Below are 16,146 nucleotides of genomic sequence, written 5' to 3'. Positions count from 1 at the left end.
CCTCGATTCCGGGGGTCGCGGTCAGGACCGCCGCCACACTGCTGGTCACCGTCGGCGACGGCACCAGCTTCCCCACCTCCGCCCACCTGGCCTCCTACGCCGGCCTCGCCCCGGCCACCAAGTCGTCCGGGACCTCGATCCACGGCGAACACGCCCCCAGAGGCGGCAACCGCGTCCTCAAACGCGCCATGTTCCTCTCCGCGTTCGCCGCCCTGCACGATCCCGCCTCCCGCACCTACTACGACAAATGCCGAGCCAGAGGGAAAACCCACACCCAGGCACTTCTCCGCCTGGCCCGGCAACGCATCAACGTGCTGTTCGCGATGCTCCGCGACGGCACCTTCTACGAACCCCGAACGCCTCGCTTCGCTTGACGAAGGACATAGAGGCACCCCCCGCCGCTGCGCAGGACCGCCCTGGCGCTGATCCTGCGCCCGGGCCAGGAGGACCCGGACGAGCCGGAGGTGCTGATGGTCGGTCCCTGCTGCGCCGGGGACGAGCCGGGCCGGAACTTCCGGCTGCCCGGGGGCCCGATGCGTGAGGGAGAGGCGCCGTCGCACGCGCTCGTCCGCACGGTCCGCGAGGAGACCTGTCTGGACGTGGAGCCGGCGCGGCTGCTCGTGCACGACTGGGTACCCGCCACCGGGACCGCGTCCGCCGGCGTCGACCTCGTCTATGCGACTGCCCCGCTCACCGGCACGGTCGAGGTGAAACTGCTGCGGTCGGCCGGGGGCCGGGCGCCGGACCTGCTCAGCTACAAATGGATCCGCGCCGGTGAGCTCGGCGAGCACTGCATGCCGCGCCAGGCGAAGCGGGTCCGCGCGGCGCTCGCGGCCCTGACGAACGGCAGCGTCGCCGAGCTGCATGACGGCGAGCCGGCGCACCCTGCCGCGGCATAGCCGCCCCTGGACCGGCGGGCAGCAGACGGGACGTCACACCTCTCCGCTCCTGCTGCCCGCCACCTGCTTATCGGCCGAGGAACAACGCTGGCCACGCGCTGCGGTACCCAGCTCGGCCCTGGTGCCGCAACATCACGGACAGGACTGCCTCCGGCGCTGCCTGCAGGGGCACGGTCACACGCCGGGCGGCGCAGAGGCCAGCCGCAGGCCGCCCGGTGATGCACATGTTCTCCAACGGCGTCGGCCCGCTGGAGCCTGCCCGTACGGTGACGTAAGGGCGGTACCGTGGCGGGTGACTGCGAGGAGGCCCCGCCGTGGGCGCACAGCCGATAGAGCCGTACGGCCCGACTGACCAGCTGCGCAGCGGCGCCGAGATCCGCCGCGCTCTGCCGCCGCCGATGCGTTCCCAGTTCGACCAGGCCCTGGCGGGTGCGGTGCTGGCTGAGCGCGCGCACATCCTCGCCCTGTGGTCCGGCATCGTCATCGAGGCCGCCCACCCCTCCGGCGACGACCAGGTTCGGTGCTTCCAGGACGGTACGCTCGAAGCCCACCCGCTGGAGTGGTGCCAGCAGCAGGAAGGCTCCACCTGGTGACCTGCGCGTACCGGGTCGTGCAACGCCCCCGAGGCTCACGCCGATCTCGTCAAGCTGGGCCCGGCCCTGGCCGGGACCGTCAGCGCTGCCATCCTCAGCTCGTGCGGCCGGTGTCGACGGCTGTGTGCACGGTGCGGTAGGCGGTGCTGTCCTGGCCGGTGACGGCGGTGAGCATGGGCAGCAGTTCCGCGCCCACGGTGAGGCGGTCGGCGGGGTCGGTGATGCCGTTCCAGTGCTGTACCGCCCGGTGTGCGGAGGCCTTGGTGAGGGCGTGGTGTGCTCCCCAGATCCGGGCCTGGAGGCCGGTGGTGTGCAGGTACCAGCGGGCGGCGGTCGCGGGCTCGCCCTTCAAGTGGGCGGTCCAGCCGCGGAGTTCGCGGATCTGGACGGTGTGGGTGTGCGTGTCCCCGTACCGGGCGGTGAACTCGCGGTCGAGCTGCGCGGCGTCGGTGTCGGCGGCGGTCAGGCGGCGGGGGTCGTGCGGCGGGGCGAGGGCCGCGGTGATGGCGGCGATGCGCTCGCGGTACTCCTCGGGCGGCGGCGGCACCTCCACCGCGGGGACAGTGTCCGCAGGCGCGGCACGGCCGTCCGCCGGCGCGGGTGCGGCCGGGGCGGTGGAGTGTCCGTGGTGCCAGAAGCGGGGGGTGACGATGCCCCGTGTGCACGGCTGCCCGGCGGGCAGGGACGGGCGCGTGTCCCTGCTCGCTGGTTACGCGCGAGATGGGTGCGTGGGGCCAGTATGCGCCCGGCCGCGCCTCCCGGAGACGAAGGCCACGCCGCGTGTCTGTCTGCGTGCTGGCTCGTTGAACGGGCTGAGGGCACCGGTAGCTTCGACGATACGGGGTCAGCCCTCCGGCTGGTGTGCTTTTTGCTCAGTGAGGGGCATCAGCTGTTGAGTGCACACAACGAGACCCGTTCCCGGTGCTCTCCCTCGCGGGGGTCAGGGGCGGGTCTCGTTGTGCGTTTCGGGGCTGTGGCTGGGCAGGACCCGCATGATTATGCGTGCGGGCCGGTCGTCGTCATATGCACGCTCCGCGGCACGCGCGGGACCGGTCGCGCTCAATGCGTCCGGTCCCATGGCCTCTTGCGGATTGTCCTGCCGTAGTGGATTCGCGGAGGTCCCCCACGGGTGATAGACGTGCCGGGCCGGGACTATTGGCTGTGGCCCGGCCGCCCCCACCGGGGTGGGGCCCCACGCGGCCGGGCACAGGGCCAGGGTGTCACAGCCTTTCCGGGGACGTGGGCGGGGGAGTGCGGTGCTGCGCCCGGTGCGCGGGTCGGTGAACCTGTACACGATTCCGCTCGTTGGGGTGGTTGAGGTCTTGGCCGTCCTTGCGCGCGGGGCGGCTGGGCTGTGTGGCCGGGAGCTGTCGTCTCCTCCCGGTGGGAATTCCCGGCTGCGGTCCGGGGCTTGTCCTTTCCGCTTTGCTGCGCCGGTTCCCGGTGGAGGACGGGACTCATCGCTATGTAGGGGGAGTGCAGGGGTAACGTGGGTTTTCTGGGATGGGTTTGGTGGATTTGATGCTGTGTCAGTGGTGATGGCGGACAGACTTGACGGGAGTCTTCGGCGTACCAGTGACAAGGGGGCGTCGTGCTCGGCGGTCTCGTTTAGGTGGGGCGCGGGAGAGCAGGTCGGTGCGGCGCTGTGCCTGCTGGGCCTGGCGGTAGTGGGCTTCCGGGCAGAAGAGGATCCACGGGTGGGTATCGCGGCGGGGGCCCAGGGCCGACCTGTTGCAGGACGCGGTAGGTAGGTGTTCTGGGCGCTGGTGATGTAGATCGGACCGTCGTGTCAGCGGCCCGGGTGCTTGTCGAGATGGTGGCCCTGCAGCATGAAGTGCCACCGGCCCAGCAGACCGGCGTCGTAGCGGAAGCCTTCCCCGGCGCCGACGAGAGCCTGGATGTAGGTCATCGCCCGCTGGTATCCGCCAGCTCGCCCGGGTCCGCTTCGCCGTCTCCAACGGCTCCTCGCCCGCCATCAGGGCCTCGATGTCATCGACGGTGGCGGCGGCGTAACCCTCGATGGTGTTCGAGCCGGCGATGGCACAGGCCGTGGGGTTGCGCCGCAGCTGGCCGGACCGGCGAGGCTGCTCCCGCTTCTGGTGGCGCAGCCGCACTCGCATCTGCTCGATCTCATCGAGCACATGGTGGTCGTCGGCGTCCAGAGCCGGGGTCTTGTACAGCATGCCCCATGCCGCCACGACAGGACTGGTCGGCAGGATTACCGGCGCCGTCGCTGTGATGCACCGCCGGGCTCGGTGTCCACGGACATCGCTGCGTCCGGGGTGTCAGTTGCCGGTTGGAGGGTGTCCGTTGAACTGCCGGGCGTGGCCCGGCCGCTGTGGCGGTCTGGCCGGGTTCAGCGGTTATTGTCGTCCGTGACGAGGGCTCCGTGGTGGGGAGTTCGTGGATGTGCCGGACGGTGTGAGCAAGGGGTATCGAGGCGCTGTCCGCAGCAATTCGGCACCGTTCATCTTGCAGTACCGGGCCGTGCCCCGGCTCGCGCCGGAACGCTCGCACACCGGCACAACACGCCCCCGGAAAGCCGGAAGGGTGGGCCTCCGGTGCAAGCCGAACCAGGAACATGCTGCGGTGCAGAAATCACCTGTCTCACTTCAGTAGATTTCCGAGAACCAGCCCTGTCAAGGTGGACAGGAGAACGATAATGGATGGCGATATCCCGCGAAGCCGCCTCATCGCTGACCGTGCCACCGTCCGCCGGTAGAGCAAGAGTTGACTCTGCTGGCGGCAGAGTTCTCCCGGCTGGGGAGCGCACCTCTGGCCCGTACAGACCGCAGCCTTTGCGGGGCAGACTTTATCCATGGGGCAGAGCAACTGTCCTCACCAGGCGTAAATGTATTCTCGGAGATATACGCAGGAACGATTCTTGTATCCTGGCGGCAGGAGAAGCCGAGCGGGTGGGTTTCGAGTCGGGATGCGGATATTTCCGTGTGGCCGGTGCCGTACGGATCGCCTGCTTTGCTTTCCATGACATCGCAGACGTAAAAGGACGGGATGCATGTAAGGAGGCGGTATCTCCCGGGGCCGCAGCATTCCGCTCGGCGTGCTGGGTCCGTATCGGCAGGCGTCCCGCCGTACCCCACTCCCTGAGCGGCTGCTCGGCCTGTGGCTGCTCCTGGCACGCGTTGACCTCGGGCAGCATGACCAGGGTGTCGGCGGCGGTCCGTTGCAACGGCTGTGCGTCGCCCAACGGCCGGTACTGCGCACTGAGATCGCCCATGGCCGAGGCGAACGGGGGTGCCATGGCCCGGCCCTGGAGCGCTGGATGGGCAGGATTACTGGGGGCGGTCGATGCCGTCACTTGGCTGCCGCAGGCAGCGGGGAGAGGGAGCCCGTTCGTGTGGAAAGCGAGCATGAGCCGGGCCGGCGGGTCGCCGTTTAGGGCGGCCATCATCGGGGGCGCGCTGGAGGGAGACGGTTTCATGGCCATGGTGGCCCGGGTGAACGCCTCCGAAGGGGGCCGGCTGGTCCGGGTGCCGACCAGTGACCGTGCTGTGGTGGTGTACAGCTGACTCGCCGCCTCTGTCCGGCTGCCTCGCCGGTGGTTGCGAGACCTGCGGTGATGATGGCTGCGCTCAGGGTCCGGGGGCAGGTGAGGATCCGGTCCGGGAGGGGTTGGACGCGCCAGGTGACCGGCCGTTGGCGCGCGAGCCCTGGGACGGCGATGCTGGTGCCGTTGCCCAGGACGTCGAAGGGGCAGTCCCTCACGGGGGGCAGGACGAGCGCCCGGGTGGGGACGAGCCAGTAGTAGACGCCGTTGAGCTGGTCGTCGATGACCGCGCCGGTGTCCTGTCCGAGCGCGTCGAGAACGGCACAGGCGTAGGCAGCCGGCATGCGGACGGCGTCCCAGCCGTGCCTGTCCCCGGCTTCCACCATGTGCACGCCCTGTCCCCCGGGAATCCACCGGCCGGGCTCCGGGACCGCCATCGTGTCCCGGCCCTGCCCCGACTCCGGCAGCTTGAGCCAGGGCGGCCGGCAGGCGTGCTGCAGCGCGTCCACGAGACGCCTGTACTCCCGGTCTCTGTCAGCGACGGCGGCCCGTTTGAACACTGAACCATCTCAGCACGTCCAGTGATACCACGGGAAGGTGACAGGTGATGACACAGAGTTGATCAACAGGGTCTGGCCCCGCAAGACTTGGGGAGTTGTCTGACACCTCACGCGTGGCGTCGCCGCGCGTCGGGCCGGAAGAGGGTGTGCATGGCGCGCAGTGACTCGGTGGCCGGGGCCGCCGCACTCAGGGCCTTGCGGCAGCGCCGGGGCCTGTCCCTGGCCGGCTGCGCGCGGGCCCTGCTGGAACAGGCACGCCTCCTTGCACATCCCCCGTCCCGGCTCCCCACCACGGCGGGGCTGATGCGGTCCCTCTCCCGCTGGGAGCACCACAGCGCGCCGGTCCTCCCCAGCGAGCGGCACCAGCTGCTGCTCGCCCACCTCTACGCCCGTACTCCGGCCGGTAGTCCCGCGCTGGGGCCGGGGTCGGACTTCTCTGAACTCCTCCTCGCCCTCGCCTGCATGGGCGCCGGGGCCGCACAGCTGCGCCTGCTGCGGGAGAACGTCACCCGCACCCTCACCAGCAGCGGCATCGCACTCCACGTTCTGCTCCCGTCTGCTGTGCAGGCGGCACTGGGAGATCCGGCCCGTCTGGACGAGGAGGTGGCCGCACAACTGGCCACCGCAGTCTCACAGGTCCGGGACCAGCTCGACCGCCTGCCCTTCGCCCGGCTCCAGCTGATGCTGGCCCCCATCGTCGAAGCATCCCGGCAGCTCCTCGCCGGGCCGGTCCCCGAACGCCTTGTGCCGGAACTGCACACGGCCGCCGTCTCCGTTTTCTGCCTGGCGGGCCGGCTTGCCTTCGAGACCCACGACGACGCAGCCGCGCGGGCCCACTTCGCCGAGGCCACCCGCCAGGCCCGTCTCCTGCCCGCCGGATCACCCTGGCGTCCCCTGGTCCATCTCGACCATGCCCTCGTCGCCCTCCACTCCAGCGCAGGAGCCGGCACGGCACGGCAACTGGCCCAGGCCGCTGCCCGCGAGGCACACCACTGCCCCGACCCGGCCGTGCGTGCGTGGGCGAACGGCTGGCTGGCCAGCCTGGCCGCCCGCTGCGGCGACCACCGCGCTGCCGCCACCGCCCTGCACCGGGCGGCCCACGACACACACTCCCCGGCCGACGACACCCCAGTGGGGCCTGCGGGCCTGGTCTTCGGCCCGCAGCACCTCACGGGCTTCGAGGCCGTCTGCCGACTCTACACCGGCCAACCCCGCACCGCCTACGACGACCTCAGTACCGTCCCCCACACCGCTGCCGACACCCGCGGCCAGGCACAACACGCCATCGTCCTCACCCAGCGGGCCACAGCCCTGGTACGCGCCGGCGAACCGCGCTCCGCCGCCGAACTCCTCCACCACAGCCTCGACACCGCACCCCCGCACACCAGCCGCATCACCACCCGCCGTATCCAATGGGCATGGCACGAACTCACACCCTGGCAGACAGAACCGTTCGTCACCCAGCTCGGCAACCGACTCCTCACCACCCTGCTATGACACCTCCCAAACACCGGGCAGAGGTACGGCACCGCCCCGATGGCCGTTGACATGCCGAAGGCAGGAGCGATCAGCACCTCCCGGGCTGCTCCGCAAAACACCAGCTCAGCCAGTCCCTCGAAACGAACCGGACCCGTCTCGGACTGCGGCGAGACCGGGCGCGGCCTCGAACTCCTCGTCCCGGTGCGGCTGCAGGCCGAAGGCCCGCCAGATGCGGTGCACACTGGTCGGCGAAATATGGAAATCACCACCCGCACCCCGGGACCAAGGGATTCATCCCGATCCCGAAACGCTGTGCGGTGGAGCGAAGCATCGGCTGGCTCATGCACCACCGTAAACTCGCCCAGGACTACGAGACCCACCCACACCGCTCCGAAGCCATGATCCAGCTCGCGATGATCGACCTCATGAGCCGCCGCCTCACCGGCGAAACCACCCCCAACTGGCGCGGCGCCTGACCTGCCGGAACCAAACGCGAATATGCGGACCAAACACTCAGTAAGATGATCAAGTGGCAGATATGCGGCTGCGAGTCGTTCCAACTCCTCCGCACCTGCGCCCTGTTGCTAGCGTGACCGTCACGAGATGCCGACCAGAGCCAATTTCGCGGATCGCCATCAACCGCGACCACGCCCCGCCACCGAGGTGTCTCGCCGACGTCCTGCACGGCTACCCCGAACAACGATCCCCGAACCAGCACCGTGTTCACATCCAAGCGCGGCGGCGACGCGTCGGCCTCCACGACCGCCTCCACCGGGCCCTCCGGATACCTGCCCAGGATCGGCCGCATCCGGCCCGGACCCATTTCCCTATGCCCCATACGCTCATCCTGCTGACCGCAGACTGTGCTCACGGGGAGTTTCCTGAATTCCCAGGGCTGCGACACGCCCGTCCGGAATGGAGACACATCTTCCCCGCGCAACAGCCGAAGGTGATGGGACGCCGTCGCTTCCGGGGAGCCGGTCAGGCCGGCTGGGGCAGGAGGGCGGCGAGCGCCGACCTTTCTCCACCGCGCGCAGCTGCTCCCAGCCGACCTCGGTCCGCGTGGTGGGCAGTGCGTCGGCGTCGGCGGTGAGGTGGAGCGGGACGTCGACGGCCCCGGCCCGGAAGGTGCCGAAGCGGACCTCGGTCGATGCGGCGGGCTTGATCCACCCCAGAAGAGAGGACTGGCCGGGCCCTGCTTCGCCTGAATACCGCCATGACCGCGGAGTTGGCGCTGGCTGGCGTCTCAGTGGGTCGTTGCCTGCGGGGTGTCGAAGGAGTTGGGGTAGGCGGCCATGGGTCCCATAAATGACGGATGTGCGTAGGGACCATCTGGTGACGGCTGCCCGGTGGGCCTAGCTTGAGCAGAGGGCACCAGCCGCCCGGGGCACAGGAGTTCCGGGGTGCCGTTGCCCGCTCACCGCTCCCGAACTGTGTTGGCAAGGTTCGGCACAAGCGGTACGCGGGGGTGGTTCCGCCGGGCGGGGGATCTGGCTTGCCTGCCCGGCGAACCTCCTGGATGGCGCGTCGGCGCCGCATCGGCCAGGCCCGGGGACGGGCGCACCGACAGAGTCAGCGACGTAGTGCGGTCGTCTCGCGGATCGGTGGGTTGTTCCGGGACTGCTGAGGGCTCGTGGCAACCCGGCGGAGAGCGGCGGACTCGGCCTGTCAGCTTCCGAGATCGCTGACGCTCGGCATCTGTACTCGTCAGGGTGGGCTGGTTCCCTGACGTTTTGCCAGGTCTTTCGGTGTGCGGCCGAAGTCAGGGTCCGAGTCAGACGCCTCGCTGAACACCTCCGCGGTCGACACAGGGATCTTGGTGGTCGTGACGCATCCGCCCCGAGGTTTCGCTCGTAATTTCGAAGTGTCCCGGCTGAGATCTGATCGTTCTATGAGTGTGCGGCCTGACTGGTCGTATCAGCATTTCTAAGGAGAGAGAATGGTTAAGAAGATCATCGCGGGTGCGGCTGTCACGGGTGGTCTGATGTTCGCTGGTGCCGGCGTGGCCGCTGCCCATGACGGCGCCCACGCTGAGCACTCCCCGGGTGTGGGGTCGGGCAACGTCATCATCCTGCCCGTCGACGTCGACACCAATGTCTGCGGCAACACCATCGACTTCATCGGCTTCCTCAACCCTGCTGTCGGCAACCGTTGCGTCAACAAGTAGGGCCGCCAGCCGTCGGCTGGAGTTATCGAGCGCCGGAAGATTATCCAGAACCTGTTGGCGTCCAGGCTAGGGCAGGTCGGTGACCGCCTCTCAGCTCCTGAACCGCAACATCCGTCGGGCGAGGCTAGATAGCCTCCAGGTACCTGTCAGCCGGACAGATACCGTGTCCCTGAGCTGCAGAACCAGTGTTGAATAACCTTTCTGGTCCTCGGGGCGAAGTCTTCAGACTTTGCTAGTGCGACGGTAGTTATCGCCGTTGGATCCCGCCAGGCCAGGCCCGGGGCGGTTCTTAATACCCGCGTTCAGGTGCGGGACCGCTGTGGGGCCCCGACACAACTGTGTTGTCAGCCAACGGACTCGAGCAGCCGAACGATATGGTCGGTGAACCCAAGAGGCGGACCGGGAGGCCCTTCGAGAGCCCGGGTACCCGGTCCGCTAGGCCGATGTTCCGCGCTCGCCGCTGTCCCGTGAAGAGAGGACAGTTGAGCTGCGGGCCGCAGCAACCCCGGGCTTTGGGATACCCGGGGGCCTGGTGCTGCGCACCGGCCATGGTGATTGTAAGGCAGCGGGCTTTGGTAGGTCGGCGCGCGTGTACGGTCGATCGTGTCGACTGCTACGAAGTGACCGATCGATCCCCAGCACACGGGGCACCAGCCGCTCGGGCAGGGGGACACGCAGGACAGGCCAGTATGCTGGCCCAGCCGAGCAGCTGGTGCAGGTGCCCAGGCGCCAACCGTGCCCGCCAGGGCGCGGGCCACCTCCTCAACGACAGCCTGCAGGGCCGGAGTCCGGCGCTGGTAGCGCACCGTCAGTCCCGCGACTTGCTCGGCGAACGTTTGCTTCGCACAGTCCGGGTTCGTTCTCGTAGTACATCCGCCGCACCGACAGGTCGATCATTACCGGGGGCCACCGACGACCCCGTCCGCGACATGCCGTACATACCGGCTGTGCTCCCAGCTCGACACCCGTCGGCACCCCGGACAGGAAGCCGGGATGTCGGCGTGCGTCCGTGCCCTCATCCATACCAGATTCTCGCCCGGCCTCAACCGTCTCGACCTGCACCGTGGCCAGCTGCGGCAGCAGGTCCTCCAGCCCCATGGCACACGCTGCCAGCGTGCCACCTTAATACCTCTGAGCCACAGGCCAGTTCAGGTGACCAACAGCTACGAAAATGTTGGAAGAGCCAATAGAACGGTGTAACTCCGATCAGGGAGGATCACCTGTATGGCCAGCGAGAATATAGCCGAGGCAGCGATCGGGGCGGCGGCCTTGGAGAGGGGATCCGGCCGACTGCCGCAGTGGAGATCCCGAACAGCGGGGCGAACTGGGGCATGGACAGGTTCGTCCGGCAGTACATCGCCACCAGCAGCACCCGGTCCTCCGGCAACAGCGACCACGGGCGACCTGGCCGGCCGGGATCCAGGTCCTGCCCACCGGCCCCGTGAACGGCCCTGACCAGCCGCTGGAACTGCCGCGGGCGAAGCCCGGTGAACACCTCGACGAACTCACGACGCTGAGCGGAGACCACCTGCACGACCAGACCAACGCAGGCAACCCAGCACGCTTACGAGAAGATCTCTAGAGATTCGAACTGTCGAACTGCATTCCTTTTGAAGGATGGTTGATGCGCGGCCCATCCTTATGTCACGCTTGGCTAAGAGTCTGGCGGGTGCTGCCCAATTTTCCAGCTCCAGGACCAAATTCAGCCTCTTACCTACGGGCCGACCACGGCATGTTTTCTGTGGCAGCCTTTTTACTGAGAAGCCCACTGGGCGTTGCCGATCCTCCCTGTCCGACGCCCTGACATGTGACTTGGCAGATTTTTCCTCACGGTCTCGCGAAATCCCTTGAACCAACCAGCGCGGAAGCCCTTGAGAGGACCAACCCGCGCTGCTGACACCCGCAAGAAGCTCACCGAAACCGTCGGCCGCTACCTGGCCTTTCCCTCATCAGAATCTTCGCACTTTCTTAACTGCCTGGAGAATTTATTCGTGACCTGGTGCCTGCTCGCTCCTGCATGCCCTGCAGCAGCCGTAGAGCTGCGAATGCCCCAGCCTGGTAAGTGTCTCCGTCTCTCACCCTGCCCGCAATTTGGCGGCAATTTGCGGCAGATACCCACTTGCCGGGTTAAGGGTTTTTCGGCCGGTAGCACTTTCAAACCCCGGATCTGACAACAAGTGCCGGAGGTCTCTGTGTCGAATTCGCGTCCGGGTGGCCGGGAATCCTGCCTCGGCGAATATGGGTTCTCGGTAATGCGTGCATGGATAGCAAAAGGGACGGTTTCGTCTCGACTGCTGAATCTTGCCAGAATTCACATGTCTGTTCCATTGTCTGTGAGGTCTGATCCCGACTCTGTCAGCGAACTTGCCGGGATCGTAGTGGCTGTGGCCTTAAAAAATCTACGCTTGCAGGACCCAGGGAAGGGCTGGGATCGCAATCAGGCGGCAAACCTGCGCTCCTACTTTATCGGTCAATGCCTTCTGTGCTTCCCTAACGAATACCGGCGTTGGGTGCGTGAAAATCGGCGCGGGGAGAATTATGTTGACGGTGCTGAACTTTTTCGGTGGAGGTCTAGCTGTTGTGATCCAGCGTCCGTCGTTGTCGCGCGGATGCATGTTAGTGAAATATTGTCCACAGTGGATAATCGGAGTCGCGTTGCGCTGATGTCCGCTGCCTATGGATACACGAATTCCGAGACGGCGGCTATTTTGAACACGACCCCCAAGGCCGTGGAGATGATTATTTATCGCGCTCGGCAGCGAATGCGCCCTGCTTGCAAGGCTCTATGCGCTCCAGGTTGACGCGATCACGGGCTGGGTGAAGGAGACCGAGCGCCGTGAGGCGCTGTGCAACCAAGCGGACCTGACGCGGCCGCACCCCCGTGGTCTGGGTCCGGGGCCGCACCACCCGCTGCCTGTCCGTGGCCGCGCTCGCCTGCTACAGGCAGGGGGACCGGCCCCGCCTGATCTACCGGCCCTACCACCACAGCGGCCAGAAAGGCGCACGCGAGAGCTTCGCCTGGACCGACTTCCGCGACCTGCTCATCGCTGCCCACCGGCAGCTGGACGCCCCGATCGTCGTCATCTGAGACAATCTCGGCACCCAGATGTGCGCTGACATGCGGAAGTTCATCGATGCCCAGGACTGGCTGACGGTCTACCGGCTGCCCGCCTACGCGCCCGAGCTCAACCCGGTCGAAGGCATCTGGTTCCTGCTCCGGCACGGGTTCACCGCCAACGTCGCCTTCACCAGCACAGATCGCCTCGTCCGCACCGTGCGGCACGGCCTCCGAAAGATCCAGTACCGGGCCGCCCTCCTTGAGGGCTGCCTCGCCGAGACAGGGCTCGCCCTGAACCCCGGATGGCTCACCACGACAACACAAGTTCAGCCTCATTAACGAATATGCGATCGATAATTGGTTCGCCCTCCTCCTTACGGGAAAGCGGTGCCTGGCTAGATCGAGTTCGTGTCACAGAGTGTCATATTGCCCTCCACGTCCCGCCGTGCTCAGATCGTGGTGCATAGTTGAACGCTGAACTCACTCAAACGGGCGACCCGCCCACGTATGACGGCCCGCGACTACCCGCACCGCCGAGCCGCAGCGAGAGCGGCGGGCGCTATTCAGGACATGCGGTGCCGAGCCAGGGGAAAGGGAGCCGCCGGCAGCAGAGCGCAGGATAAGCCGCAGAGAACCAAGAATGATCTCCAGGGGGTTGGCATGGCCCTACGTCCAGGCAATTCTTTCAGCCCATCCGAAGCGCGCTGCGGGGCCGGACAGCATCCCGCCGCGCGGGACGGAGTTTCCCAGATGCTCGCTCGACAGATGTACGAAGCGACCGCCGACCTCGAAGCGGCCCTTGACTCCCTGCTGCATCTGATTGCACAGGTTAAGGAAGCACGCGAGCCCGTCTCAGGCGTACACGAATGCTTTGCCCAATGTTTCGGACAGGTGGAGAAAGCGCTGATCAAGCGCGAAGTAATAGAACGATTCTCAGGGGCGAAACTCTCGCCGTAAAGGCTGAACCGACTGGCATCCGGGCCGGAACGACACGGTTTTGGGTTGTCTGTGGGCAACCTGGCAGATCCGGTCTTCAACAAGTCTTCCGGTCGAGCTGGACTTCTGCAACCAACATCGTATGCCTGGGAGGTTTCCGTGAACAGGATCGGACTCTGTACTGCGGGTGGTCAGCGAAGCCCCGGCCTCTCCAAGGAGAGTCCCGCGAGGACCCCCCTCCCGCTCGAACTGCCGTTACGCCGGGCCTTGATGAAATCTGCCATCTCACAGCACATGAAGATCACTTTTCGCGAACTGCACATGCTGGCCAGGGCGGGGGCACGGGCCCTCGACAGCGATGGCAGAGGCAAGCCTGAGGCGTCCCTGACGGAGCAGCAGCTGGAGATCATAATCGCTCTCGCTAACGGAGAATCCGCAACTCTCACAGCGAAGAGACTGCGGGTAAGCCCTAATATGGTGAGAACCCATCGTCGAATCGCTTTTGCACGGTTGGGTGCCCACAACGCCGGACAGGCCGTAGCGCGCGCAATGTCAGCCGGTCTCATAACATCAGCACACCTTATTCCGTGGAATTCCGTTGAGACGAATGGGAGGACATTGTGACTGCCTTGGCACTGCGGAAGCTTTTCACCGCTTCGGGCTCCCCCTGCGAGACCTCGCGCACCATGTATCGCACGAGAACGTTCTTCCCCAGCAGCAACCGTCTTGCCGAAACCCCTCTGCCAGCCCGCTGCCCTTCCGCGTCGAGCGCCGACCGGTGCGCGTTCTTGAGGTGGGGGCCGGGACTAGTACCGTGATACGTACACTGGCGAGATGGCTCGGGCCGGAGGATCGTTGGAAGACATCGAAAACAAATTTACGTTGGCTGCATCGCTTGCGACGGAACCTGTACTGGCGGCCGCATCCGAGTGCATCAGGATTATCTCGGACTCCATTACAGAACTCCCCCTCGAAGAATACAGCTACGACTCCACTGTCTCCTGCCTACCGCTCACCAATTTTCTGCCGGACGACGTAAGGGAGATGCTTGAGAGGTATCTTCTTGCCTTGGCACCCAGCGGATATCTCACCTGCTTCACATATCTCGGCGCTCCCGCCATGCGCGGCATCGCCGGACGGCGCTCCGAGGCAGCGCGGCACCGGGAAGTGCTCGACCGGCTGACCCAGTTCTCCGCTCTGCGTGAAGAAGGACAGGAGATGCAGCCGACCGGCGCCACTGGAACACGCGCGACCGCGCACGCGGCGACAGATGAGGTGCCCGCGTGGTGCACCGGCTGTCGCGCACCGAGCCACTGGGTGCACAGCCGATACGTACGGCGCCTCGCCGATGCCGCGCCCGGTGGCCGTCCCGTCCGCATCGAGCTGTCCGTACGGCGCCTGTACTGCGAGAACTCCACCTGCCCGAAGGTCACGTTCGCCGAACAGATCGACGGCCTCACCGTCCGCTACCAACGGCGCACGCCCCTGCTGCAGCGTCTGGTCGAGCACGCCGGCATCCTGCTGGCCGGCCGCGGTGGCGCACGGCTGCTGCAGCTGCTGGGCATCCGCCTGTCGCGTACCGCGGTGCTGCGTCATCTGATGCGCGTCCCCCTCCCCGAGGCGGTGACGCCGGCCGTGCTGGGGGTGGACGACTTCGCGCTGTATGCCGAGGTGTACGGCACCCTGCTGGTGGACGGCGACACCCGGCTGCCGGTCACCCTGTGGGAGAGCCGCGACGCGGCGCCCCTGGCCGCGTGGCTGCGCGAGCACCCTGGCGTCCGCGACGGAGCCCCCGACGCACAGCACGTCAGCGACCGGTTCCACCTCTGGCAGGGCCTGTCCCGGCGGGTGCAGGACATCGCGGCCGCTCAACGCTCCTGCCCTGCCGCTGCGGCCGATGCACCCGCCGCTCCCGCCGGGCCGGCGCCGCCCGAACCGGGATCCCCGGGTCCGCCGCAGGAGCTGGGGTATGCCCAGCGGCATGCGAAGCGGCTGTTCGAAGCCGTCCACCAGCAGTTGTCCCAGGGCAGCCGCAGCTGTTGCGAGATCGCCCGGAACCTTGATCTGGACCGGCGCACTGTGCGCAAGTACGCCCGCGCGACGCGGTGGCAGAACGTCGTCCGCCGCCCGGGGCCGCCCCGTACCACCGCGCTCGATCCGTACCTGGGTTACCTGCGGCAGCGCTGGGACGAGGGCGAGCACAACGCCCGCGTACTGCACGAGGAGATCACCGCGAAGGGCTATCGCGGGCACTATCAGCGCGTCAAGACCGCGGTGCAGCCGCTGCGGCGGCAACTGCCCCTCCCCGAACCCCACCAACGTCCGCTGGCGCCCCGCGAGGTCGCCCGGTGGATCACCATAGCCCCCAAGCACCGCAGCCCCGACGTGCGCGAGCGCCTCGACCGCCTCCTGGCCGCCTGCCCGGAACTGCACCAGGCCCACGAGCTGGTACGCGAGTTCCCCGCCATACTCGCAGCGGCTGACAGCACCGCACTGACGGGCTGGCTGCGGCGGCTCACCGAGACACGGCTGGCACCTCGCGTGAGCCTGGCCAAGGTGCTGCGCGAGGACGCCGAGGCCGTGGCCAACGGCATCACCAACCCGTACAGCTCGGGAGTCAACGAAGGACGCATCACGGACCTCAAACTCCAGAAGAGGATCATGGCCGGTCGTGCGGGGGTGCCGTTGCTCCGCCAACGCGTCGTCCTCATCGCTCATTTACGCAGAAAATACGCGTTCACGGCACCCGCACCGGGATGATCTCCGTCTACGAAAAGCGAGCCAGAGCCACTCAGCCGCGTACGCCGACATAGATGCTCCGCCAGGAGTCCGAGGTGGCCTCCATGACGACTACTTCGACGCGGGCTGCAACCAACCATGCCGGCCGGCGGCGGATCTCGGCCTGGGCGGTGCCGGATCGCTCGGTCTCCAGGCTCCAGCTCCCAG

At 67.1% G+C, this 16,146-nt stretch carries 12 protein-coding genes and 2 pseudogenes; 11 read left to right on the top strand and 3 right to left on the bottom strand.

Translation table 11 applies throughout. The annotated features are described in order from the left end of the window. The 3 genes from ACFP1Z_RS32805 to ACFP1Z_RS32795 form a co-directional block, all read left to right on the top strand. Positions 1-374, top strand: a 374-nt coding sequence (locus tag ACFP1Z_RS32805; RefSeq protein ID WP_390321583.1) for a transposase, incomplete at its 5' end; no start/stop codon positions are given. Between the two features lie 27 nt (positions 375-401). Then, positions 402-899: an NUDIX domain-containing protein gene (locus tag ACFP1Z_RS32800; RefSeq protein ID WP_390321589.1), complete on the top strand. Its 498-nt coding sequence runs from the start codon at positions 402-404 to the stop codon at positions 897-899. A gap of 314 nt (positions 900-1,213) precedes the next feature. Beyond that, complete coding sequence (locus tag ACFP1Z_RS32795; protein WP_390321581.1) at positions 1,214-1,492, top strand: hypothetical protein; 279 nt, start codon at positions 1,214-1,216, stop codon at positions 1,490-1,492. Positions 1,493-1,586: 94 nt separating this feature from the next. Here ACFP1Z_RS32795 and ACFP1Z_RS32790 read toward each other — a convergent pair whose 3' ends face one another. Both ACFP1Z_RS32790 and ACFP1Z_RS32785 read right to left on the bottom strand, forming a co-directional pair. Beyond that, positions 1,587-2,045, bottom strand: coding sequence for a hypothetical protein (locus tag ACFP1Z_RS32790; RefSeq protein ID WP_390321579.1), 459 nt, complete (start codon positions 2,043-2,045; stop codon positions 1,587-1,589). A 2,885-nt stretch (positions 2,046-4,930) separates the two neighbouring features. Then, entirely contained in the window at positions 4,931-5,509 is a 579-nt protein-coding gene (locus ACFP1Z_RS32785; protein ID WP_390321577.1) for a hypothetical protein, read from the bottom strand. Positions 5,510-5,710: 201 nt separating this feature from the next. On the opposite strand from ACFP1Z_RS32785, the gene ACFP1Z_RS32780 reads away from it, so the two are divergent. The 3 genes and pseudogenes from ACFP1Z_RS32780 to ACFP1Z_RS32770 all read left to right on the top strand — a co-directional run bounded on the left by ACFP1Z_RS32780 (position 5,711) and on the right by ACFP1Z_RS32770 (position 9,206). Continuing rightward, positions 5,711-7,057, top strand: a complete 1,347-nt coding sequence (locus ACFP1Z_RS32780; RefSeq protein ID WP_390321575.1) for a hypothetical protein — start codon at positions 5,711-5,713, stop codon at positions 7,055-7,057. A gap of 257 nt (positions 7,058-7,314) precedes the next feature. Beyond that, positions 7,315-7,515, top strand: a pseudogene (locus tag ACFP1Z_RS32775) (IS5 family transposase); the annotation flags it as partial. Between the two features lie 1,463 nt (positions 7,516-8,978). Further along, a complete protein-coding gene (locus ACFP1Z_RS32770; RefSeq protein WP_390321572.1) occupies positions 8,979-9,206 on the top strand; it encodes a chaplin in 228 nt (75 codons plus the stop codon). 1,216 nt (positions 9,207-10,422) lie between these two features. Here ACFP1Z_RS32770 and ACFP1Z_RS32765 read toward each other — a convergent pair. Next, positions 10,423-10,701, bottom strand: a complete 279-nt coding sequence (locus ACFP1Z_RS32765; RefSeq protein WP_390321587.1) for a helix-turn-helix domain-containing protein — start codon at positions 10,699-10,701, stop codon at positions 10,423-10,425. Between the two features lie 1,386 nt (positions 10,702-12,087). Here ACFP1Z_RS32765 and ACFP1Z_RS33780 point away from each other — a divergent pair. The 5 genes and pseudogenes from ACFP1Z_RS33780 to ACFP1Z_RS32745 all read left to right on the top strand — a co-directional run bounded on the left by ACFP1Z_RS33780 (position 12,088) and on the right by ACFP1Z_RS32745 (position 15,960). Next, positions 12,088-12,294, top strand: a complete 207-nt coding sequence (locus tag ACFP1Z_RS33780) for a transposase (RefSeq protein ID WP_465269297.1) — start codon at positions 12,088-12,090, stop codon at positions 12,292-12,294. 12 nt (positions 12,295-12,306) lie between these two features. Beyond that, positions 12,307-12,603 (top strand): annotated as a pseudogene (locus tag ACFP1Z_RS33775) (transposase); the annotation flags it as partial. Between the two features lie 411 nt (positions 12,604-13,014). Next, entirely contained in the window at positions 13,015-13,221 is a 207-nt protein-coding gene (locus ACFP1Z_RS32755) for a hypothetical protein (RefSeq protein WP_390321569.1), read from the top strand. A 249-nt stretch (positions 13,222-13,470) separates the two neighbouring features. Continuing rightward, on the top strand, positions 13,471-13,824 hold the full coding sequence (locus tag ACFP1Z_RS32750) for a response regulator transcription factor (protein ID WP_390321567.1): 354 nt from the start codon (positions 13,471-13,473) through the stop codon (positions 13,822-13,824). 444 nt (positions 13,825-14,268) lie between these two features. Then, on the top strand, positions 14,269-15,960 hold the full coding sequence (locus tag ACFP1Z_RS32745; protein WP_390321564.1) for an ISL3 family transposase: 1,692 nt from the start codon (positions 14,269-14,271) through the stop codon (positions 15,958-15,960). Positions 15,961-16,146 lie beyond the last annotated feature (186 nt).

The organism is Streptomyces gamaensis (assembly GCF_042656465.1).
Taxonomy (GTDB): domain Bacteria; phylum Actinomycetota; class Actinomycetes; order Streptomycetales; family Streptomycetaceae; genus Streptomyces; species Streptomyces gamaensis.
This window is presented reverse-complemented; position numbering and strand designations above follow the sequence as displayed.

Coding starts and splice junctions, on each gene's coding strand:
- ACFP1Z_RS32755 (WP_390321569.1), top strand. CDS start 13,015: ATGCTCGCTCGACAGATGTACGAAGCGACCGCCGACCTCGAAGCGGCC.
- ACFP1Z_RS32770 (WP_390321572.1), top strand. CDS start 8,979: ATGGTTAAGAAGATCATCGCGGGTGCGGCTGTCACGGGTGGTCTGATG.
- ACFP1Z_RS32750 (WP_390321567.1), top strand. CDS start 13,471: ATGAAATCTGCCATCTCACAGCACATGAAGATCACTTTTCGCGAACTG.
- ACFP1Z_RS32780 (WP_390321575.1), top strand. CDS start 5,711: ATGGCGCGCAGTGACTCGGTGGCCGGGGCCGCCGCACTCAGGGCCTTG.